A 21,135-nucleotide genomic window follows, 5' to 3' on the forward strand; every position below is an offset into this window, starting at 1 on the left:
ATCTTTCCTGTCGGTGCGCGGGGTCAGCTGGCCTGGGCCGACGAGGAGCCGGTCATCAGTCGCATGAGGTTCTCCTGGGTCGCGTCTTCCTTCTCGACGACGCCGGTGATGGCCCCTTCGAAGATGGTGTAGATGCGGTCGGCGAGGCCGAGGAGCTCGGGCAGCTCCGACGAGATGACGATGACGCCCTTGCCTTCGTTGGCCAGACGCTGGATCAGTCCGTAGATCTCGTACTTGGCACCGACGTCGATGCCTCGGGTGGGCTCGTCGAGGATGAGCAGGTCCGGGTCGGGGAACATCCACTTGCCCAGCAGCACCTTCTGCTGGTTGCCGCCGGAGAGCTTGGCGACACCCTGCGCGACGCTGGGCGTGCGGATGTTGAGCGAGGTCCGGTAGGACTCGGCGGCGGCGTGGCCGGCGTCCGGGTCGATCACGCCGTAGCGCGTGATCTTGTTCAGCCCGGAGGCGATGATCGTCTCCTCGATGCTGTCCAGCAGGTTGAGCCCCAGGGCCTTGCGGTCCTCGGGGACGTAGGCGATCTTGTGGTCGATCGCCTGCTGGACGGTGTGGAGGTTGACCTCTTCGCCGTTGATCTTGACCGTGCCGCGCAGGAAGCGGCCGTAGGAGCGTCCGAAGATGGACCGGGCCAGCTCCGTGCGGCCGGCGCCCATGATGCCGGCGAACCCGACGATCTCGCCGCGGCGGACGAAGAAGTCCGAGTTCTTGCAGACGAGCCGGCCCGGCACCAGCGGGTGCTCGACCGTCCAGTCGTGGACCTCGAAGAACTTCTCGCCGATCTTGGGCGTGTGGTCGGGGAAGCGGGACTCGAGCGAGCGGCCCACCATCCCGCGGATGATGCGGTCCTCGTTGATGCCGCCGCCGGCGACGTCGAGCGTCTCGACCGACTTGCCGTCACGGATGATCGTGATGGAGTCGGCGATGGCCTCGATCTCGTTCAGCTTGTGCGAGATCATGATGCAGGTCATGCCCTTGGAGCGCAGACCCCGCAGCAGGTCCAGCAGGTGCTGGGAGTCGTCCTCGTTGAGGGCCGCGGTGGGCTCGTCGAGGATGAGCAGCTTGACGTCCTTGGACAGCGCCTTGGCGATCTCGACGAGCTGCTGCTTGCCGACGCCGATGTTCTTGATGATCTCGTCGGGCGACTCGCGCAGGCCCACGCGGGCCAGCAGCTCGACGGCGCGGCGGCGTGCCTCGTCCCAGTCGATGCCGAAGCGCCCGCGCACCTCGTTGCCCAGGAAGATGTTCTCCGTGATGGAGAGCTCGGGGATGAGCGCGAGCTCCTGGTGGATGATCACGATCCCCGCGTGCTCCGAGGCGTTGATGTCCTTGAAGCGGACCTCTTCGCCCTGGTAGATGATCTGGCCCTCGTAGGTGCCGTGCGGATACACCCCGGACAGCACCTTCATGAGGGTCGACTTGCCCGCGCCGTTCTCGCCGCAGATCGCGTGGATCTCGCCGGCAGCGACGGTCATGGAGACCTCGTCGAGAGCGCGGACCCCCGGGAACAGCTTGGTGATGGCCCTCATCTCGAGGATGACCGGTCCTGACGTCATCTAGACAACTCCTGACGCGACTCTGCATTTCGGAAGCCCATCTTCGGGCCGGGACAGACACTAGACACGGCTGGTCTTGCGGTCAACCTATGAACACACGACCGTGTCCATACCCTCATCTGTTTGAGACCAAATCGTCACCTTCGGTGAGGACCTTGCGGAGCGCCAGGAGACAGGCGCCGTGGACCTCGGCATCGTCTGCCAGGTCGGACAGGACGAACTCGGTGTGCGCCGTGGCTGCTGCCAGGGAACGCTGGCGGGCCGACTGGACCAGCCCCTCGAGCAAGGGTCCTCCTACGCGCGCCATGGGTCCACCCACCACCACCACATCGGGGCTGAGCAGGTTGCAGATGGGCGCGAGGGCCTTGCCGATCACCACGCCCGCGTCGTGCAGCAGGCGCAGGACGGCGGGCTCCCCGGCGGTGGCGGCATCGATCACCTCGTCGAGGTCGACGCGCCTGCCGGGCCGGATGTAGGCGAGGTCCGCGATGAGCCGGCGGGTGGAGGCGACGGTCTCCAGGCAGCCACGGTTGCCGCACGTGCAGACGTCTCCGCCGTCGACCACCTGGCTGTGCCCGATCTCTCCGGAGATGCCCGACAGGCTCTCGTAGAGCCGGCCGTCGAGCGCGAGACCCGCGCCGATCCCGGTGCCGACCTTGAGGTAGACGAGGCAGTGCGTGTCGACGAACCGCCCGTTCCCCGCGTGCGCGAGCGCGCCGAGGTTGGCGTCGTTCTCGAGCACCACGGGCAGCGCGAAGGCGCTGGTGGTCGCCTCGATGAGGTTGAGGCCGGCCCAGTGCGGCAGCACGCTGGCCTGCACGACCGCGCCCGTCGAGGGCTCGAGCGAGGCGGGGAACGCGAGGCCGCACAGCATCACGTCGGCGCGGTCGATGCCGTGCTCCTCGAGCATCGCGTCCAGCATCCGGCGTGCCATCGGGAGCGTGTCCGCGGGCCGGTGCGACTCGCTCAACGCGGCGCTGCGCATGCCGAACGCCTGGCGCGCGGTGTTCAGGCCCATGACCCGCAGGTGCGTGCGACCCACGTCGACCCCCACCACCACGCGACCGTCGGGAACGAGCGTCACCTCGATCGAGCGGCGCCCGGCACTGATGACGCTGCTGGTGGTGACCCGGCCGCGGGCCGTCAGGTCGCGGACGATGTTGGACACGGTGCCGGTGGACAGACCCGTGCGACGCGCGAGCGCCGCCTGGGTCTGCGGGCCGTTGGCGCCGAGGGTGGTGACCACGAGCTGCGTGTTGCGCTCACGGAGCGCTTTCTGCGAGCCCGTGTCACGAGAAGCGGCCACATTGCCGCCTGAGGTCGCAGGCATGGCGTATGTCTACGCCGCGGGTTTGCTGTCGTCAAGCCTTGAACGCTGTTCCGACATTTGCGTACGGAGCGTGCACGCATGGGTGCTTGCACTCACAGGTGGGTTGCGGCGTGTCATCGGCGGGGTGGTCGGATGCCTGTGCCTACCCTCGATTCGGCCGCGCGTGCTTCGGCGTCGCGCTGCCCGTGGCCGTACCCCGAGTCCCCGAGCGAGCCGAGCACTGTGATCCGTTTCGAGAATGTCACCAAGGTCTACGCGCGCGGCGCCCGACCGGCGCTTGACCGTGTGTCCCTGGACGTCGAGCGCGGCGAGTTCGTCTTCCTCGTCGGCTCGTCGGGCTCCGGGAAGTCGACCTTCCTGCGACTCGTGCTGCGCGAGGAGCGGGCGTCCGCGGGCAAGGTGTTCGTCGCGGGCAAGGAGCTCGGCACCCTCTCGTCGTGGAAGGTCCCGCAGCTGCGTCGCCAGATCGGCGCCGTGTTCCAGGACTTCCGCCTGCTGCCCAACAAGACGGTCTTCGAGAACGTCGCGTTCGCCCTGCAGGTGATCGGCAAGCCGCGCCACCACATCTTGACCACCGTGCCCGACACGCTCGAGATGGTGGGCCTGGCCGGCAAGGAGAAGCGGCGACCCCACGAGCTGTCCGGCGGCGAGCAGCAGCGCGTGGCCATCGCGCGCGCGTTCGTCAACCGTCCGCCCATCCTGCTGTGCGACGAGCCCACGGGAAACCTCGACCCGACCACCTCCCTGGGGATCATGCGCCTGCTCGACCGCATCAACCGCACCGGCACCACCGTGGTCATGGCCACGCACGACGACGAGATCGTCGACCAGATGCGCAAGCGGGTCGTCGAGCTGAGCACCGGCTCCATGGTGCGCGACCAGTCGCGCGGCGTGTACGGCTCGGATCGCTGAGGGGGAGCGGTGCGCCTTCAGTTCATCCTGTCCGAGATCGGGATCGGTCTTCGTCGCAACCTGTCGATGACCATCTCGGTCATCCTCGTCACGTTCGTCTCCCTCACCTTCGTCGGGAGCGCCGCGCTGCTGCAGATGCAGATCGGCAAGATGAAGGACGACTGGTACGACAAGGTCGAGGTCTCCGTCTTCCTGTGCCCGTCCAACTCCTCGGAGAAGACCTGCGCCGGCGGTGAGGTGACCGAGGAGCAGAAGCAGGAGATCCGGGACGCTCTGGACGCGCCCGAGGTCAAGCCGTACATCCAGAAGATCTACTTCGAGACCAAGGAGCAGGCGTTCGCCTCGTTCCAGCGTCAGTTCAAGGACCAGTTCTGGGCCTCGGCGACCACGGCCGACGACATGAACTCCTCGTTCCGCATCAAGCTGACCGACCCGGAGAAGTACCAGGTGGTCTCCGAGGTGGTCACCGGCAAGCAGGGCGTCGAGGCGGTCGAGGACCAGCGCCGGCTGTTCGACCGCCTGTTCCTGGTGCTCGACCGCGCGACGCTGCTGGCCGGTGGCCTGGCCGCGGTGATGCTGGTCGCCGCGGTGCTGCTCATCACGACGACCATCCGGCTCTCCGCGCTCTCGCGTCGCCGCGAGACCGGCATCATGCGCCTGGTCGGCGCCTCGACCATGTTCATCCAGCTGCCGTTCATGCTCGAGGGAGCCATCGCGGCGACCATCGGCTCGCTGCTCGCTGTCGGTGGGCTGTGGCTGGGGGTCGAGTACCTCATCACCGACTGGCTCGGCACGTCGGTGGGCTGGATCCCGTACGTCACCACGGCCGACGTCATGACGGTCGCGCCGTTCCTGATCGGGGCGGCCATCCTGCTCGCCGCGATCTCCTCCCTGGTCACGCTCAGTCGATACACGAAGGTGTGAGCATGCGCCGTCCTCAGCTTCGTCTCGTCGCGGGTCTGGCCACCGCGGCCGTCGCCGCCACGCTCGTGTTCGCCGGTACCGCCTCGCCGGCCGCGGGCGACTCGATCGACGACAAGCGCGCGGCCGCCGAGCGGGCCCGGGCGCAGAACGCCAAGGAGCGGGCCGACGCCGAGGACGCGATGGAGGGCGTCAACGCCGCCATCCAGGTGACGTCGGACCGGCTGCTCGAGATCAAAGGCAAGATCCCGGGGGCGCAGGCCAAGCTGGACGCCGCGAACGCCGTGCGGGACAAGGCACAGCGCGAGGCTCAGATCATCGCGGGCCGCCTGCAGGACGCGAAGGACCAGAAGGTCAGCCTCGCGCAGACCATCAAGAAGGACTCCGACGACGCGGCCAAGACCCGCGCCGCGATCGGCCAGATGGCGCGCGAGGCGTACCGCACGGGCGGCACGGTGTCGGGCATCGAGGTGGTGCTCGACGCGAGCAGCACCGACGACTTCATCGAGCGCTACGGCCAGATGACCACCGCGCTGCGCACCCAGGCCCAGGTGCTCGACAGCCTGAAGACCTCCGAGGCGACCAACAAGGGCGCCCACGTGCGCCTGGGTGCGGTCCAGGTGCGCATCGGCGAGCTCAAGCAGCAGGCGGACCAGAAGCTGGCGACCGCCAAGACGGCCGCGACCAAGGCGGCGCAGGCCCGGGCCGAGCTGGATCAGCTGCTGGCCGAGCAGAAGACGAAGCAGGCGTCGCTCGAGGCGCAGCGTGCTCAGGTGCTCCAGCAGATCCGGGCCGCCGACGCCGAGGCCGGCCGGATCAAGAGCGAGCTCAAGCACCTCGCCGCGCAGGCCAGGGCTCGCGACCGGGAGATCGCGCGCAAGAAGGCCGAGGCGGCGCGCAAGGCGGCCGAGGAGGCGAAGAAGCACCACAACAAGCCCCCCGCCAGCAACGGCGGCGGCGGCGGCGGCTCGACCGTGACCCCGTCCGGCGCGGTGTTCAGCAACCCCACCAGCGTCAACCCCATCCACGTGACGTCCGAGTACGGGATGCGCTTCCACCCGATCCTGCACTACGTGCGCCTGCACGCCGGGATCGACCTGCGCACGTACTGCGACACCAAGGTGTACGCGGGCCGCGACGGGATCGTGCTCTGGGACCGGTTCCGCACCGGGTACGGCAACCAGGTGATGATCGACCACGGCTCGTACCAAGGGAACTCCCTGATGTCGAGCTACAACCACCTCAACCGCGGCGTGGTCAGCTCCGGGCAGTACGTCGAGCGTGGGCAGCTCATCGGCTACGCGGGCAACACCGGGACGTCGGCCGCATGCCACCTGCACTTCGAGGTGTACATCAACGGCGCGACCACCAACCCCCGGCCCTACCTGGGGCTCTGATTTCCGCTCGCGTGGTTGCGGTGCAGCGAAGGTAGGCTCGTCCGCTGGCGCGCTGGGCGCCGTTGTTGACGCGAGGGACGACGATCATGGCCAATGAGACAGGGCGCAAGCTCGTGGCCTCCAACCGCAAGGCCCGGCACGACTACACCATCGAGGACGTGTTCGAGGCGGGTATCGTCCTGTCCGGCACCGAGGTCAAGGCCCTGCGCATGGGTCGCGCGTCGCTGATCGACGGCTTCTGCGAGGTGGACGGCCACGAGCTGTGGCTGCACGGCGTGCACATCCCCGAGTACTCGCAGGGGACCTGGACCAACCACGCCCCGCGACGCAAGCGCAAGCTGCTGCTGCACCGCGAGGAGATCGACCGGCTCGAGGCCAAGACCCGCGAGAAGGGGCAGACGATCGTCCCGCTGTCCCTGTACTTCCTGGACGGCCGCGCGAAGATCGAGATCGCCCTGGCGCGAGGCAAGCGCGAGTACGACAAGCGGCAGGCCCTGCGCGAGCGCCAGGACAACATGGAGGCGATCAAGGCCATGCGGGAGAAGCGCGACCGGTGAGTCGCTAGACACGAACCTGGTCCCGCCTTTACCTTTCGCGTAACCGCCGTTGGCGGACGCGAGGGGGAAAGAATGAGAAGCGTCGCTGTCGCGGTCGCTGGGCTGGTCGGCGTGCTGCTGCCGTCGGCCGCCTCGGCTGCCACTGCCGGCTCTGCCGCCTCTGCCGCCGATGGTGGTCAGCAGATCACCCACTACGCGGAGTCCGTTGCGCTCGACGCCGACGGCACCGCGCACGTCGAGCTCGACCTGACGCTCGACTTCGCGAACACCCCCGGCCACGGGCCGTTCCTCACGATCCCCGAGCGGGAATCGACCGACGACGGCCGCGTGCGCGTGTACGGGATCGACGACTTCAGCGCATCCAGCCCCACCGGCGCGCCCGCAGGCCTCGACGTCCGGGACACGGGCGACGCGGTCGAGGTGCGGATCGGCGACCCGGCCAAGGGGGACGTCGCCGGGCTGCAGCAGTACCACGTCGAGTACACGGTCACCGACCTCGTGAACACCGCCAAGACCACGGGCGACGGCGACCAGCTCTACTGGGACCCGATCGGGCCGGACTGGGAGCTGCCGCTGTCCGACGTGTCGGTGACCGTCAGCGGGCCGGCCGCCGTCGAGCGGGCGCGCTGCTTCGCCGGCGAGCTCGGGACCACCGCGTCGTGCTCGTCGTCGGACGTGACGGCCGATGGCGCGACGTTCACGCAGGACGCGCTCGAGCCGGGGGAGGCGCTGACCGTGGTGGCCGGGTGGCCCGCGGGGACGTTCCCCGGGGCTTCGGCGGTGTTCGAGCCGTCCGAGGGCGGCTCGGACGATACCTGGGCCGAGGAGGGGCTTCCCTCCGGCGACCTGGAACTGGGCGACGACGGGTTGCCGCCGTCGTTCGTGCTGGGCCCTGATGGGGAGTGGGTCGAGGAGTCGAGCGGCGGAGTTGGCGTCGAGGGCGCGGCGGCAGGGGTTGGCGTCGTGATCGGGCTCGGGGTCGTCGGGGTCGTCGTCGCGATCGTGATTGCCATGGTGCGCAGGGGGTCCGGCCCGGGCGAGCCGCCCGCGGAGGTGATGTCCCTCGCCGCGCAGGGGTACCTGCGCATGGACCCCGTGGCGCCGTCCGGCCCGCGCGGGCGTGCCAACTGGAGCATGGTGCCGTTGAGGCCGGCCGACGACGCGATGTCCGCGCGAGAGCGTGCGTGGCACCAGGCGATGTTCTTCGCGGGGATGCTCCCGGTCTTCTGGAACCACGTGCGGCCGCCGATGCACCACCACCACTCCTCCTTCAGCCCGTCGCACCACTCCTCGTTCAGCTCCGGGATGGGGGCCGGCGGTGGCGGCGGGTTCGGCGGCGATGCCGGTGCAGGCGGGGGAGCCGGCGGGGGAGGCGGTGGGTCGTGGTAGGGCTGGTCATCACCATGGCCGTCGTGCTCGTGGTGATCGGGCTGGTGCGCCAGTCGTCCGGGCAGAAGTCGGTCGGACGGCGTGACGGCGGGTCGGGCCATGGCGGGGTGTGGTTCGGGGGTGGCGGGTCAGATGGCTGGGGCACCGGGAGCGCGGCCGGCGGGCATCACGGGAGCGGCGGGCACGGCTTCGGCGGGCATCACGGGTTCGGCGGTGACCACGGCTTCGGCGGATTCCACGGGGGTGGTGACGGCGGGTTCGATGGCGGCTGCTCCGACGGTGGCGGCGGAGGGGGCGACTGAGCGCCGGACGTCCGGTCGCTGAGGCGACGGAGCGCCTGACTGGTGGCAACCGCAGCCTCGGGGCGCCGCCCTAGCCGCGCAGGATGTCGGCCAGGTCGAAGCGGACCGGCTCCTCGAGCTGGTCGTAGGTGCAGCTCTCGGCGTCGCGGTCGGTGCGCCAGCGGCGGAACTGGGTGGTGTGCCGGAAGCGGTCGCCCTCCATGTGGTCGTAGGCCACCTCGACCACCAGCTCCGGATTGAGCGGCACGAACGACAGGTCCTTGCCCGCGTTCCAGCGGCTCACGCTGCCGGGCATGCGCTTGCCCTCGTGCGCGCTCTGGTCGGCCCACTGGCCCCATGGGTGGTCCTCGATCTCGGTGCGCAGCGGCGCCAGCTCTTCGACCAGGCTCGCGCGCCGGGCCATCGGAAAGCTCGCGACGACGCCCACGTGCTGCAGCCGACCGTCGTCGGTGTAGAGGCCCAGCAGCAGCGAGCCGACGATGTCGCCGCTCTTGTGCCACCGGTACCCGGCGACCACGCAATCCGCGGTGCGCTCGTGCTTGATCTTGAACATGGCCCGCTTGTCGGGCTGGTAGATCCCGTCGACGGGCTTGGCGACAACCCCGTCGAGCCCCGCGCCCTCGAACTGGGTGAACCACTGCTGCGCGGTCGCCAGGTCGCTGGTTGCCGGCGTGATGTGGACGGGCGCCTTGGCGTCCTTGAGGGCGTCCTCCAGGCGGCGCCGCCGCTCGGCGAACGGCGTGTGCGTGAGGTCCTCGTCGTCGAGGGCCAGCACGTCGAACGCGACGAAGCTCGCCGGGGTCTGCTCGGACAGCAGCTTCACCCGGCTCGCGGCGGGGTGGATGCGCTGCTGGAGCGCGTCGAAGTCCAGCCGGTCGCCCGTGACGATGATGATCTCGCCGTCGAGCACGCACCGGTCCGGGGTGTTGGCCTTGATCGACTCGACCAGCTCGGGGAAGTAGCGCGTCATCGGCTTCTCGTTGCGGCTGCCGAGCTCCACCTCGTCGCCGTCGCGGAACACGATGGTGCGGAACCCGTCCCACTTGGGCTCGACGTGCCCGACGTCGGGGATCTCCTTGACGGACTTGGCGAGCATCGGCGCGACCGGCGGCATCACGGGAAGGTCCATCCCGTCATCCTGCACCGGATCACCCACAGGATTCTCACGGGTTCGCCCCAGAGGTTTGCCGGGTTCGCGCAGTTGTCTGTTCCCTGACGGCGCCGCCGGGGCGCCGGAAAGGAGGCCGGGACGATGGACGAGCACCGCGAACCCACTCAGCCCACAGGCGATCCAGCTGCCCGGTGGGACGACGACGTGCCGGAGGGTGGCATGCTCGCGCCGCTGCTGGCGTCACTGCCCAACGCCGGGTCACCGCCTGGGCCTTCTGCCGTCCCGGCCCCGGTTGTCGTCTCGCTGACCGCGTCGTCGGGCTCGTCGCCGTCGTCGCTGCCCGCCTCGTTGCTGGCCGGCGTGGACGCTCCAGTTCCCGCGCCGGTGCTTGTCGGTGCATCCGGCCGTGGGCGTCTGCAGCGCGGGGCGGCGATCGGCGCGGCACTCGTCGTCGGCCTGTCTGTGGGCGCGGGCGGCGCGATCGCCTTGGAACGCAGCCCCTCGACACCCTCGTCGGCCGAGTCCGACCCGCAGACCCCCGCGTACGTGCCCGCCGACCTTCCTGCGGCGCCGTCGTGGCCGGGGGTCTCGACGGTCTCGGCGGCGGGCGTCGTGACGGTCACCGCGACGGCCGACGCCCGCCAGGTCGTCTCCGCGGGCACCGCGATGGTGCTGACGCCCGACGGGGTGGTGCTGACCAACAACCACGTCATCGACGGCGCCACTGCGATCGAGGTGGCGGACCCGTCGACCGGCCAGGCCTGGACCGCGACCGTGGTGGCGACCGACGCCCGCGCCGACGTCGCGGTGCTCCAGCTCGCCGACGCCTCCGACCTGGCCACCGTCACGCTCGACGACGACTCCGGCGCGGCAGTGGGAGACGCGGTGACCGCCGTCGGCAACGCCGAGGGCGCCGGCTCGCTGGTGGCCGCGTCGGGCTCGGTCCTCGCGCTGGACCAGACGGTGACGACGTCGACCGAGTCGGTCTCCGGCCTGCTGGCGTTCTCGTCACCGGTGGTCGAGGGCGACTCCGGCGGCCCCGTGCTGGACGACGAGGGGGAGGTGGTGGGCATGACCACGGCGATGGCGACCGACGGCCGGTACACCGTGGCCTACGCGATCTCGATCGCCGACGCCCTCGCGGTGGCGGTTCGGCTCGACCCGGCCCTCGACGTCGGCGCGGTGGTGTGATTCACGATGACCGGTCGCGCTGGTGCGGGTAGACTGGGCGACGGCCCCTCGGGGTCGCTTGAAAACTGAACATGGGGGTGATCGGTTTCGACGGTGATCGTCGAACCAGGAGAAGCGGGTCGAGGATGCACGGTTATCTCGTAAACGATCCGTGCAAACCAATAGGTGCCGATTCCAAGCGCACCGACTTCGCACTCGCCGCCTGAGCGAGTCTTCGAAGTCCGTTGGCCTGAGTACGCTCTCGACTCAGTAACCAGCGTCATTTAGAGAGCCACTGCTGGTCGTCATCGTCAGTGTGACGGCCGGGACTCTTAGCTGACTGAGCCCGTCCATCTTCCTGTCTGCGGGGAGATGGGGGCCGAGAAAATCATCAGCAGACTGCACCCGGAGAAGTCCTGGTTTCTCGTCATCGGACGCGGGTTCGATTCCCGCCACCTCCACGTCGTGCGATGCCCGGCCTCCCTCGGAGGCCGGGCATTCGTATGCGTACGGGCGCAGAGCATTGCCCGAGCACTCTGGCGTGTTCGGAAGTCCGGAAGCCGCCTCTACCGTCGCGCTCGGGCTTGTTACCCGAAGATGCGCTGACCTCCGGCCGCTCGATGCTCGTCCCAGTGCTTGCCGAGCCAGTCGACCTGTTCGTCTTGCAGTCGCAGCGTCAGACGCTCGCCGTGAAGCCGGGCGTACTGCGGGTAGGCGGCCAGGGGCTGCGCTACGTCGATCCGGAGCTTCGCTGGCTCCACCGCGAGCATGCCGTCGTCGAACAGGCGGTGGATGTCCCGTCGCAGCATGAGCCCGCCGTGCTTGTGGTGCGTGCCGACCTGGGCGTAGCTGTACAGATGCCCGGCCTCCAGGACGCGAGGCGGGGCCGCGCCCGTGAACGCGCACACGCTGCCTTGGGTGGCGAGCAGGCTCGACCGGAACTGTTGCTGGCCCCGGCGGACTCGAACAAGTGCCCGACCGAAGCCGTGAACGAGTCCGACGCCCGCGTCCGACGGTGAATGCCAGCTGAGGTCGGCGCGTGCGGTCACGCGAGCGACTGCGCGGTCCGCGTCCTTCGTGAGAAGCGCCTGACGCAACGCTGCCCAGTCGAGCGGGCGCATCGCGTTGAACTCGCGAGAGTTGACGGCGAGGCTTCGAACCTCTCGCTCGTTCAAGACGCCTTCCAGAGACGTCCAGGCTGCGTCGTACCGCGCGGTGTACAGCGTCACCTCGACTAGGTCGCCGCGCGGCGTCGCAAACTCGTGACGGCATTTCATGCACCTGAACTGCGGCACGGAATTCTTTCGCGAACCGATCCGCGTCGTGCCGCACTCCGGGCATCGGCTGAGCAGCTTGGTGCCGGGAGACGACTCAATCGCCTCGATAGCTGAGATCCCGAGCAAGCGCTGCTTGTCCCATAGGGCGATCGGATCCCCGACGGCGAGATTCTTGTGATTGGGGACATTGCTGTCCCAGGAGTAGTAGGCGTCGACCTGGTCGTCGTAGCCGACGTTCCCGCCGTGGCCCCGGTCGTCGCCCGCCGCCATGAGCAACCAGGCGCGACGCGGGGACCCACTCTCCATGGGACGAAGCTTGGCACGGGTCCGTCGGCGGGTGTCGGCGGCGGACGCGAGATCTCCCCAGATAGCGCGGCAGAGAGCCGACCGATCGTCTGTGTACTGGGAGAGACGATGGCCGGCGCGGGCTTTGGTGACGTCCAAGCCGTCAAGCCGATGCATCACCCACGGAGGCACCCGAGCACTCGTGTCCTGCTCGCCACTATCGTCACGCGCAGGGCATCGATGCGACTCCGCGTCATGCCGACTGCCGCGAAGGAGACCCGCATGTCGCCGGACCAACTCACCTTCGACAACCCGGTCGAGCGCCACGCGCACATCAAGCCGCACGCCTCCTGGCAGCCGCTCCCGGGCCTCGACGCCGAGCTCGACCCCAAGGCCGACCACGGCGAGACCACCTACCGCGGCACTGGAAGGCTCCCGGGGCGCAAGGCTCTCATCACCGGCGGCGACTCCGGGATCGGCGCAGCCGTCGCCATCGCGTTCGCGCGCGAGGGCGTGGACGTGGCCCTGAGCTACCTGCCGGAGGAGCAGGTCGACGCGGAGGCCATCGCGGCCCACGTGCTGGCGGCGGGACGCAAGGCGGTGCTGCTGCCCGGGGACATCCGCGACCGCGAGTTCTGCAGCTCGCTCGTTGCCGATGCGGTGGAGGGTCTCGGTGGGCTGGACATCCTGGTGAACAACGCCGCGCACCAGGTGTATCACCAGTCGTTCGACGAGCTGGACGAGCAGGACCTGGACCGCACCATCCAGACCAACGTCTACGCGATGTTCTGGATCACGCGCGAGGCGCTGCCGCACCTGCCGCCCGGGTCGACGATCATCAACAGCACGTCGGTGCAGGGGTACAACCCCTCGCCGATGATCATCAACTACGCCTCGACCAAGTTCGCGATCATCGGCTTCACCAAGGCGCTCGCCGCGGACCTCGCGCCGCGCGGGATCCGCGTGAACGCCGTCGCGCCGGGGCCGGTGTGGACGCCGCTGCAGGTCACCGACGGGCAGCCGAGCGAGAAGCTGGATGGTTTCGGGGAGTCGTCCTGGCTGGGTCGGACGAGCCAACCGGTGGAGCAGGCGCCGGCGTATGTGTTCCTCGCCTCGCCGGAGTCCAGCTTCGTGGTGGGCGAGGTCATCAACGTCAACGGCGGCGCGAACGTGCCGTGACAAGACGCCGGCCGACCCGCCAATGCGGGCCGGCCGGCGTCCGTCACCTGAGGAATATCACGGGTAGCTCAGCATGTACGCATTGTTCGTCGAGCTGTTCACCCCCGGCCCGGCGTCGTTGATCACGTGGGACATGCTTCCCACCCCGCCGAGCGACACGATGGCCATGTTCTGCCAGCGCACGTTCGCATTCACGGGCGACTCGAACGTGTGCGACAGGTTCACCGCCGGGTTGGCCTGGAAGAACACGTAGCTGCCGAGGCCCTGTCCGAGGAACGACGTCACCGACTCTGCGACCTTGATCGACGCGTAGCCCTGGTTGGAGCCGTTCATCCACGCGGCCTGGTTCGGCGGGTCGTAGGGCTTCTCGTTCTGGAAGAAGATGATCCGTCCGCCCTGGCCGTTCCAGATGACCTCGTACTTCTGGTAGTGCTCGACGAACAGGCCGGTCGCGAGCACGTTGTTGCCGTTGACCACCAGGCCGGTGTCGGCCGTGTTGATCGTCCAGCCGACGGTGCCGCCGTTGCCGTGGTCGGCGCGCCACATCCAGGTGTGGTCGACGATCGTGTTGCTGCTGTTGACCACCAGCGAGTTGGTCGCCTTGCCGGCCACGCGGCCGCCGATGCGGAAGAAGACGTCCTGCACGGTCACCGGGTTGGCGGCGCGACTGGTGCCGATGCCCGCAGTGGTGCCGACCGTCATCAGCGAGGTGCTGTTGGTGGTGCCGGCGTCGATGAACATGCCCTTGACGCGGACGCCGTCGACGTCGCCCACCGAGATGGCCGTGACGCCGCCCTGCGGGACGAGCGTGGCGTAGCCCATGCCGAGCAGCACCGTGTTGGCCCGGTTCACCACGATCGGGGCGTCGAGGTTGTAGATGCCGGGCGAGAACACGACGTGGCAGCCGCCCGCGATGCGGGCGTTGATGGTCGCGGCGCTGTCCGACGGACGAGCCACGAACACCTGGCTGAAGCTCACCGACGTGCCCGGGGTCGGCGCGCCGACGGCCCAGCTGGGGCCGTTCGCGTTGGTGCGCAGGTCCGGCAGGAACAGCCGGTACTCGTTGTTGGCGAAGTAGATGTACGGGACGTCACGCGAGGTGGGCGTGCTGCCCACGTTCGTGTGGTGCACGCCGCTGGGCGAGGTGGAGAAGTTGGTCGCCGGGGCGCCGTTCACGCCCGAGAAGACCATGTTCCAGTTGGAGCCGCTCCAGCTGCCGAACGTGCTGTCCTTGCTGTACCACTGCTGCTGCGAGGCCGACTCCACGGAGCCGGAGACTCGGGTGTCGGAGATGTAGCCGCCCGACGACCAGCCGTACGACGCCGGGAACAGGTCGAGCCCGCCGAGCACGTTCATGCGGCGGAACGGCGCCGCCTGGGACACGCCCCAGCGGTTGCGCCCGCCGTTGGTGTTGATCGTCAGGTTCTCGGCGCTGCGCCAGAAGTTCTGCGTCGCGTTGCCCGCGTCGCTGGCGTTGAACGCGTCGACGGTGACGCCGCCGTTGATCGTCGTGCCGTCGGGGTTCTGAGACAGGCCCTGGATGGAGGTGTTGAAGCCGATGTTGGCGTACACGTTGTACGAGCCCGGCTTGAACAGGAAGGCGTCACGCCGGTCGTGGAACTGGTGGGCCTGCGTGTCCTTCTGCGCCTCGAAGACCTCGTTGAGCGAGGCCTGGATGGTGGCGTCGGGCGTGCTGTCCTCGAAGATGCGGACGTTGGGGCCGAAGTCGGGGACCGTCGGCTGGGCCGCGCACGTGGTCGGGTTCGTGGTGCCGCCTCCTGTGTTGATCTGTACGTCCCACAGCGAGTAGCCGTAGACCGTGGCGCGCGTCGTGCCGGTCAGGCGCACGTAGCGACCGCTGCCGGTGACCGCCAGCGAGTCGATGCCGCCGTCACCGGTGGTGGTGGAGGAGATGGTCGTCCACGGACCGGTCGACGAGTCGCTCGTCTGGACCTGGTACGCGCGGCCGTAGGCCGCCTCCCAGTTGAGCACGACGCGGCAGATGCTCTGCGTGCTGCCCAGGTCCACCTGGATCCACTGCGGGTCGGAGGCCGCGCTGGACCAGCGGGTGGTGGTGCTCGAGTCGAAGGCGGCGGAGGCCGGGGTGCCCGCGTTCTCCGTCGACGAGGCCGACGAGGGCTTGTTCAGGGCCGCGTTCACGCTCGTGTCGCACGTGGTGGTGGGCGGGGTCCCAGCGCCGAACACCTGGAACTCCCACAGCGAGTAGCCGTAGCCCGTGGCCCGCTGCGTGCCGTTCATGCGGACGTAGCGGCCCGAGCCGGTCACCGCGAGGGTGTCCACGCCGCCGTCACCGGTGGTCGTCGAGTAGACGTTGGTCCAAGGGCCCGTGGCGGAGTCGGAGACCTGGATCTGGTAGGCGCGCCCGTAGGCCGCCTCCCAGTTGAGGACCACCTGGTCGATGGCGACCGTCGAGCCCAGGTCGACCTGGATCCACTGCGGGTCGGATGCGGCGCTGGACCAGCGCGTGCCCGTGTTGCCGTCGACGGCGTTCACCGCGGCGGTCCCGCCGTTCTCCACCGAGGACGCCGTGACCGGCTTGCCCTGGGAGATCAGCGGTCCGGCGCCGTGCGCGGCCGGGACGAGCGGCGTGACGGTGACGAGCGACACGAGCAACGCCACCGCGGTGAGCATGACGACGATCAGGCGCCGCGAGAGCGACGTGGGTGCCACGTGCGTGGCGCCCCCAGTGGATGGGGACATGGGTGAGGCTCCTTGGAGGTCGGAGGAGGCCGGCGCGTCGCGGGACGCGTCGGTGCAAGGGAGGAGCAGGTGCACGGGGGTCAACCCGCGTGAGGACGATCACGACCTTGTGAGTCCGGTACTGCTTGTGAGTCCGGTACTGCTTGTGAGTCCGGTACTACCGGCAGCCGGACGGGGCGACCTTGCCTCGTCCGTTTGGCTACTGACAGGACAGTAAGTGCAAACCCCCCTTTCGCGCCAGAGGGGGACGGAACCGGCTCGGGCGCGCACGCGGGCCCGGAGATGCGCGCCGTGGGCGAGCGCCCGACGATGGACCATCGGGCGCCAAGAAGCCGACGCCCACACCAACCCGGACAACGTCGTCCGGCTGGGGGTGCACGATGCAGACCAACGCACGACGCGCGTGGATCGCCACGGCGGCTGCCGGGGCGCTCGCGACGGGGCTGGCCGCCGGGGGGATCGGCGGCCACGACCATGGCAAGGACCGCGGCCACGCCACCGCGGCGAAGAACGTGATCCTGATGGTGGGGGACGGCATGAGCATCGCCGCCCGCGAGGCCATCCGGCTCCACTCGGTCGGCAAGGACGGCGAGCTGGCGATGGACTCGCTGCGCTACGCCGGCTGGACCCACACCGACTCCCTGGACCCCGACGAGGCGGTCACCGACTCGGCCGCGGCGGCGACCGCGTTCGCCACCGGCGTCCGTACCTACAACGGCGCGGTCTCGGTGGACGTGGACGGCAACCCGGTCAAGACGCTGCTCGAGCACGCCAACGACCTGCGCAAGGCGACCGGGCTGGTCACCACCGCCCAGGTCACCGACGCGACACCGGCCGCGTTCGGGTCCCACGTGCCCGACCGTGGCGACCAGAGCGAGATCGCCCGGCAGTTCATCGAGGAGACCAAGCCCGACGTGATCCTCGGCGGCGGCGAGGACTGGTGGTACCCCACGGGCAACCCGGGCGCCTACCCCGACGACCCCGCCGACCCGCGACCCGAGGTCAGCCGCAGCGAGATCGGCAACCTCGTCACGCTGGCGAAGCGCGAGGGGTACACCTACGTCAGCACCGCCGCCCAGCTGAGGGCCACGCGCTCCCACCAGATCCTCGGGCTGTTCGCGAACGAGGAGATGTTCGAGCAGGCGCCCGAGGGACAGGGCGACGAGTACGCGCCCGTGGTGCCGCTGGCGACGATGACGGCCAAGGCGCTCGACGTGCTGTCCGACCACCGCCGCGGCTTCTTCCTCATGGTGGAGGAGGAGGGCATCGACGAGATGGAGCACGCCAACAACGCGGGCCTCACGCTGAAGGCCGGCGAAGCGCTCGACGACACGGTGGCGCTGGTGACCAGCTTCGCGAAGCGGCACCCCGGGACGCTGATCGTCGTGGTGGGCGACCACGAGACCGGCGGCCTGGCCATCGAGAACGTCAGCGCGGACGACGAGTCCGGCGACCCGGCCAGCACGAAGCCCGGCGTGGTGCAGAGCCTCGAGGACGGGCCGTTCGACATCGCGAACAGCAACCTGCAGTTCACGATCGACTGGACGACGGGCGCGCACACCGGCGCCGCGACGCCTCTGACGGCCCAGGGGCCGGGGGCGGAGCGGCTCGCGCGCGTGCAGGACAACACGAACGTGTTCGACGTCGTGCTGCATGCCATGCGCGGGAAGAAGTAGCCCCGCAGGCCAACTGAAGGAGCCCGAGGCGGTCGACGAGCTCGTCGGCCGCCTCGGCGTCGCGGGTGCGCTGCGCGGGTGTTGCCCGAGCGGTGCCGCGCATGGCCCCCGCGCCGGAGGACGCAGGCCCCCGCAAAGTGCGCGATTCGCCCGACAGGACGACAGTGACAAGTCCGGGGGGACTCACAACAAATACACAGGGAGGTGTTCCCCATGGCAAGGATCGGACGAAGGACCGCCGCGATCGGGACGGCGTTCGCGCTGGCGTTCGCGGCGGGTGGAACGGCCATCGCGGCCAACGTGTCCAGCGAGGACCAGGCGCTGGCACCCACGCGGCAACCAGCCGCCAAGACGATCGAGCAGAGGGTCAACCGGCTGCTGGCGCGCATGACCACGCAGGAGAAGCTCCAGCAGGTCCAGCTACTCTCCGACGGTCAGGTCACCGACGCCGACGCCAAGGCCGGCGTCGGATCGGTGTTCAGCCTCGTCGACGCCGAGCAGATCAACCACCTGCAGCACGTCGCCGTCGAGCAGTCCCGGCTGCACATCCCCATCTTGTTCGCCTACGACACCATCCACGGCTACCGGACGATCTTCCCGGTGCCTCTCGGCGCCGCGAGCTCCTTCGACCCCGCCGTGGGCCGCACCGACGCCGCCGTCGGCGCGAAGGAGTCCGCCATCCAGGGCCTCAAGCAGGTCTACAGCCCCATGGTCGACGTCTCGCACGAACCGCGCTGGGGCCGCATCGTCGAGGGCGCGGGGGAGGACCCGTACCTGGGCTCGGTGTTCGCGGCGGCCCGCGTCAAGGGCACCCAGGGCACCGACTACAGCGCGCGCAACAAGGTCGTTGCGAGCGTGAAGCACTACGTCGGCTACGGCCAGCCCGAGGGCGGGCGTGACTACAACACCACTGACATGTCGGAGCAGCGGCTCCGCAACCTGTACCTCCCGCCGTTCAAGGCCGCCATCGACGCCGGCGCCGACACGGTGATGTGCTCCTTCAACTCCCTCAACGGGGTTCCCGGGTGCGCCAACAAGTACACCGAGACCGACATCCTGAAGAAGGAGTGGGGCTTCGACGGCTTCATCGAGAGCGACTACACCGCCGTCGCCGAGCTGCGGGCCTGCCCGCCGGTGAAGCCCGACGAGGGCCCGTGCGGCCACGGCATCGCCGCCGACGGCCCCGACGCGGGCGCCGCGGCACTGATGGCCGGCACCGACTCGGAGATGGTCAGCACCTACCTGCGCGACTACGGCAAGGAGCTGCTGAGCGACGGGAAGATCTCGATCACCCGCCTCAACGACGCGGTGAAGCGCATCCTGCGCGTCAAGTTCCGCGCGGGCCTGTTCGAGCACCCGTACGTCGACGTCGAGAAGGCCAGCAACGCCGCGAGCTACGGCAAGCCGGCCGACCTCGCCAAGGCGCGTTGGGCCGCGGGTCGCTCGATGGTGCTGCTGAAGAACGAGGGTGAGGCGCTGCCGCTCGACACGACCAAGTCGACGGCGCTCATCGGCCCGTTCGGCCAGACGGTCGACGAGATGCTCGGCCCGTGGTCGGGCCGGGGCTCGGACGAGCTCGCCCCCAAGTTCGTCACGCTGCTCGACGGGTTGAAGGCGGCCAGCTCGGCGCCGGTGACGTACACGGCGGCGTGCAACCTGGCGCACAACTTCGACCCGCCCAACAACGCGGTCCCGCCCCTGACGCCCGACGATGAGGTGTGCGCCGGACCCGGCGAGGACGGGACGTCGATCCAGGACGCCGTCAACGCCGCGAACGACGCCGACCAGGTGGTGCTCGCGCTCGGCGAGAGCGGGTTCATGAGCGGCGAGTCCAACGCCCGCAGCCAGCTGGACCTGCCGGGCTACCAGGAGGACCTGCTCAAGGCGGTCGCCGCCACGGGCAAGCCCGTCGTGGTGGTGCTGTTCAACGGCCGGCCGCTGGACCTCACGGGGGTCGTCGACAAGCCGGCGGCGATCCTCGAGGCCTGGTTCCCGGGCACCGAGGGCGGCAACGCCGTCGCCGACGTGCTCTACGGCAAGGTCAATCCCGGCGGCAAACTGCCCGTGACGTTCCCGCGGGGCGTGGGCACCGTGCCGACGTACTACAACCACGAGCCGTCGGGACGTCCGTGCGACCCGACCTTCAAGTGGAACTCGCGGTACCGCGACCTGCCCACGTGCGAGCCGCTGTTCTCGTTCGGCTACGGCCTGAGCTACACGTCGTTCGACATCTCCAAGCCGGCCCTGAGCAAGACGAAGGTGGGGCGCAACGGCAGCGTGACGGTCTCCATGAACGTGAAGAACACGGGCGACCGAGCCGGCGACGAGGTGGTGCAGCTCTACATCCACGACCCCGTCGCGAGCCTGTCCCAGCCGGTGCGCCGGCTGCGCGGCTTCGAGCGCGTGACGCTCGACGCCGGGGAGTCCACGAAGGTGACGTTCACCCTCGACAAGAGCGACTTCGGCTTCTACGACAACCGGGGCAAGTTCGTGGTGGAGCCGGGGGAGATCCAGGTGTTCGGCGGGGACTCGTCCGCCGCCACCGAGACCGCCTCGTTCACGGTCAAGTGACGCGCTAGGCCCGTCGCGTCGCGCAGCGGCCCTCGTCCCGACGAGGGCCGCTGTCGTGCGCTGACCTGGGCGAATCGCCCTGTCTTGCGCCGACGTGGCAGAATCTCGCGGTCATTGAGCCGGGAGGTGAGCATGCAGGGCGAGTCGGGATCGTCGCGACCGGTGTTCGTCGACCCCTCGGGCCGTCGTGGGCGCACGGTGCGCCGCATCATGTGGGCCGCCGGCGGCCTGTGCGGGCTCTACGCCGTGCTCGTCGTGGTGGCTCTCCTCCTCCCGGTCGGCCTGAACCGGCTCGTGATCCCCGGCCTGGGCCCGCTGCTTCCGGGTCCCGTCGCGCCCGCGCTGGCCGACGCCGGGCCCGACTCCCGGTCGCCGTCGAGCCTGCTCACGCCGTCGGGCGCGCCGTCCACCCGCTCCGCATCGGACGACGAGGACGCGTCGGGCGGCGGTGCGGCACCACAGGCCCGCACCATCGCGACGACGGATCGCACCACCGCGGAGGCCACCGCGCGTCCTCGGGCGACCGCCAGCGCGCGCCCGACGCGCAGCGCGTCGCCCACCGCACCGGCGACGGCCACGCCGTCGCCCGCCGCGACCACGACGCCCTCGCCGTCCGGCACGCCGTCGGCGACGCCGAGCGCACGCCCGGGCGCCTCGGGGACCGCGCCGGGCCACTCCGGCGACCGCGGCGGGGGCAAGCCCACGGCGAAGCCTCAGCCGGCCGCGACCAAGACGCCGCACCCGCACCCCACGAAGGGCTGACCGG

The 21,135-nt window shown here is 69.7% G+C and carries 15 protein-coding genes and 1 other RNA gene; 11 read left to right on the plus strand and 5 right to left on the minus strand.

What is annotated here, in order from left to right; all coding sequences use genetic code 11:
* Nucleotides 1–23: 23 nt before the first annotated feature.
* Together mmsA and QRT05_RS14140 are read right to left on the minus strand one after the other, a co-directional pair.
* Nucleotides 24–1,571 (minus strand): multiple monosaccharide ABC transporter ATP-binding protein, encoded by a 1,548-nt coding sequence (gene mmsA / locus QRT05_RS14135; protein ID WP_289447976.1) that lies wholly within the window; start codon nucleotides 1,569–1,571, stop codon nucleotides 24–26.
* A 115-nt stretch (nucleotides 1,572–1,686) separates the two neighbouring features.
* Nucleotides 1,687–2,901: an ROK family transcriptional regulator gene (locus QRT05_RS14140; RefSeq protein WP_289447977.1), complete on the minus strand. Its 1,215-nt coding sequence runs from the start codon at nucleotides 2,899–2,901 to the stop codon at nucleotides 1,687–1,689.
* A gap of 222 nt (nucleotides 2,902–3,123) precedes the next feature.
* Between QRT05_RS14140 and ftsE the strand changes: the two genes are divergently transcribed.
* The 5 genes from ftsE (at nucleotide 3,124) to QRT05_RS14165 (ending at nucleotide 8,077) form a co-directional block, all read left to right on the plus strand.
* Nucleotides 3,124–3,813 (plus strand): cell division ATP-binding protein FtsE, encoded by a 690-nt coding sequence (ftsE, locus tag QRT05_RS14145; RefSeq protein WP_289447978.1) that lies wholly within the window; start codon nucleotides 3,124–3,126, stop codon nucleotides 3,811–3,813.
* Nucleotides 3,814–3,822: 9 nt separating this feature from the next.
* Nucleotides 3,823–4,737 carry a permease-like cell division protein FtsX gene (gene ftsX, locus QRT05_RS14150; RefSeq protein WP_289447979.1) on the plus strand — a complete coding sequence of 305 codons (915 nt, stop codon included), beginning with the start codon at nucleotides 3,823–3,825 and terminating at the stop codon, nucleotides 4,735–4,737.
* A 2-nt stretch (nucleotides 4,738–4,739) separates the two neighbouring features.
* Nucleotides 4,740–6,131 carry a M23 family metallopeptidase gene (locus QRT05_RS14155; RefSeq protein ID WP_289447980.1) on the plus strand — a complete coding sequence of 464 codons (1,392 nt, stop codon included), beginning with the start codon at nucleotides 4,740–4,742 and terminating at the stop codon, nucleotides 6,129–6,131.
* Between the two features lie 86 nt (nucleotides 6,132–6,217).
* Nucleotides 6,218–6,688: an SsrA-binding protein SmpB gene (smpB, locus tag QRT05_RS14160; RefSeq protein WP_289447981.1), complete on the plus strand. Its 471-nt coding sequence runs from the start codon at nucleotides 6,218–6,220 to the stop codon at nucleotides 6,686–6,688.
* A 72-nt stretch (nucleotides 6,689–6,760) separates the two neighbouring features.
* Nucleotides 6,761–8,077 carry a DUF2207 domain-containing protein gene (locus QRT05_RS14165; RefSeq protein ID WP_289447982.1) on the plus strand — a complete coding sequence of 439 codons (1,317 nt, stop codon included), beginning with the start codon at nucleotides 6,761–6,763 and terminating at the stop codon, nucleotides 8,075–8,077.
* 372 nt (nucleotides 8,078–8,449) lie between these two features.
* Here QRT05_RS14165 and QRT05_RS14170 read toward each other — a convergent pair whose 3' ends face one another.
* Nucleotides 8,450–9,508, minus strand: coding sequence for an ATP-dependent DNA ligase (locus QRT05_RS14170; protein WP_289447983.1), 1,059 nt, complete (start codon nucleotides 9,506–9,508; stop codon nucleotides 8,450–8,452).
* A 123-nt stretch (nucleotides 9,509–9,631) separates the two neighbouring features.
* Between QRT05_RS14170 and QRT05_RS14175 the strand changes: the two genes are divergently transcribed.
* Together QRT05_RS14175 and ssrA are read left to right on the plus strand one after the other, a co-directional pair.
* Nucleotides 9,632–10,681 (plus strand): S1C family serine protease, encoded by a 1,050-nt coding sequence (locus QRT05_RS14175; protein WP_289447984.1) that lies wholly within the window; start codon nucleotides 9,632–9,634, stop codon nucleotides 10,679–10,681.
* A 73-nt stretch (nucleotides 10,682–10,754) separates the two neighbouring features.
* Nucleotides 10,755–11,124, plus strand: a transfer-messenger RNA (tmRNA) gene (gene ssrA / locus QRT05_RS14180).
* 123 nt (nucleotides 11,125–11,247) lie between these two features.
* On the opposite strand, the gene QRT05_RS14185 is transcribed toward ssrA, so the two are convergent.
* A complete protein-coding gene (locus QRT05_RS14185) occupies nucleotides 11,248–12,207 on the minus strand; it encodes an HNH endonuclease (protein WP_289447985.1) in 960 nt (319 codons plus the stop codon).
* 297 nt (nucleotides 12,208–12,504) lie between these two features.
* On the opposite strand from QRT05_RS14185, the gene QRT05_RS14190 reads away from it, so the two are divergent.
* Nucleotides 12,505–13,401 carry an SDR family oxidoreductase gene (locus QRT05_RS14190; RefSeq protein ID WP_289447987.1) on the plus strand — a complete coding sequence of 299 codons (897 nt, stop codon included), beginning with the start codon at nucleotides 12,505–12,507 and terminating at the stop codon, nucleotides 13,399–13,401.
* Between the two features lie 57 nt (nucleotides 13,402–13,458).
* On the opposite strand, the gene QRT05_RS14195 is transcribed toward QRT05_RS14190, so the two are convergent.
* Nucleotides 13,459–16,122, minus strand: a complete 2,664-nt coding sequence (locus QRT05_RS14195; RefSeq protein ID WP_289447988.1) for a discoidin domain-containing protein — start codon at nucleotides 16,120–16,122, stop codon at nucleotides 13,459–13,461.
* Nucleotides 16,123–16,502: 380 nt separating this feature from the next.
* On the opposite strand from QRT05_RS14195, the gene QRT05_RS14200 reads away from it, so the two are divergent.
* From QRT05_RS14200 to QRT05_RS14210, 3 genes are all read left to right on the plus strand, one after another.
* On the plus strand, nucleotides 16,503–17,798 hold the full coding sequence (locus QRT05_RS14200; RefSeq protein WP_289447989.1) for an alkaline phosphatase: 1,296 nt from the start codon (nucleotides 16,503–16,505) through the stop codon (nucleotides 17,796–17,798).
* Nucleotides 17,799–18,011: 213 nt separating this feature from the next.
* On the plus strand, nucleotides 18,012–20,369 hold the full coding sequence (gene bglX / locus QRT05_RS14205) for a beta-glucosidase BglX (protein WP_289447990.1): 2,358 nt from the start codon (nucleotides 18,012–18,014) through the stop codon (nucleotides 20,367–20,369).
* Nucleotides 20,370–20,495: 126 nt separating this feature from the next.
* Nucleotides 20,496–21,131, plus strand: coding sequence for a hypothetical protein (locus QRT05_RS14210; protein WP_289447991.1), 636 nt, complete (start codon nucleotides 20,496–20,498; stop codon nucleotides 21,129–21,131).
* The last annotated feature ends 4 nt before the right edge of the window (nucleotides 21,132–21,135 follow it).

The sequence above is a fragment of the Cellulomonas edaphi genome (genome assembly GCF_030362815.1).
GTDB classification, from domain to species: domain Bacteria; phylum Actinomycetota; class Actinomycetes; order Actinomycetales; family Cellulomonadaceae; genus Cellulomonas; species Cellulomonas edaphi.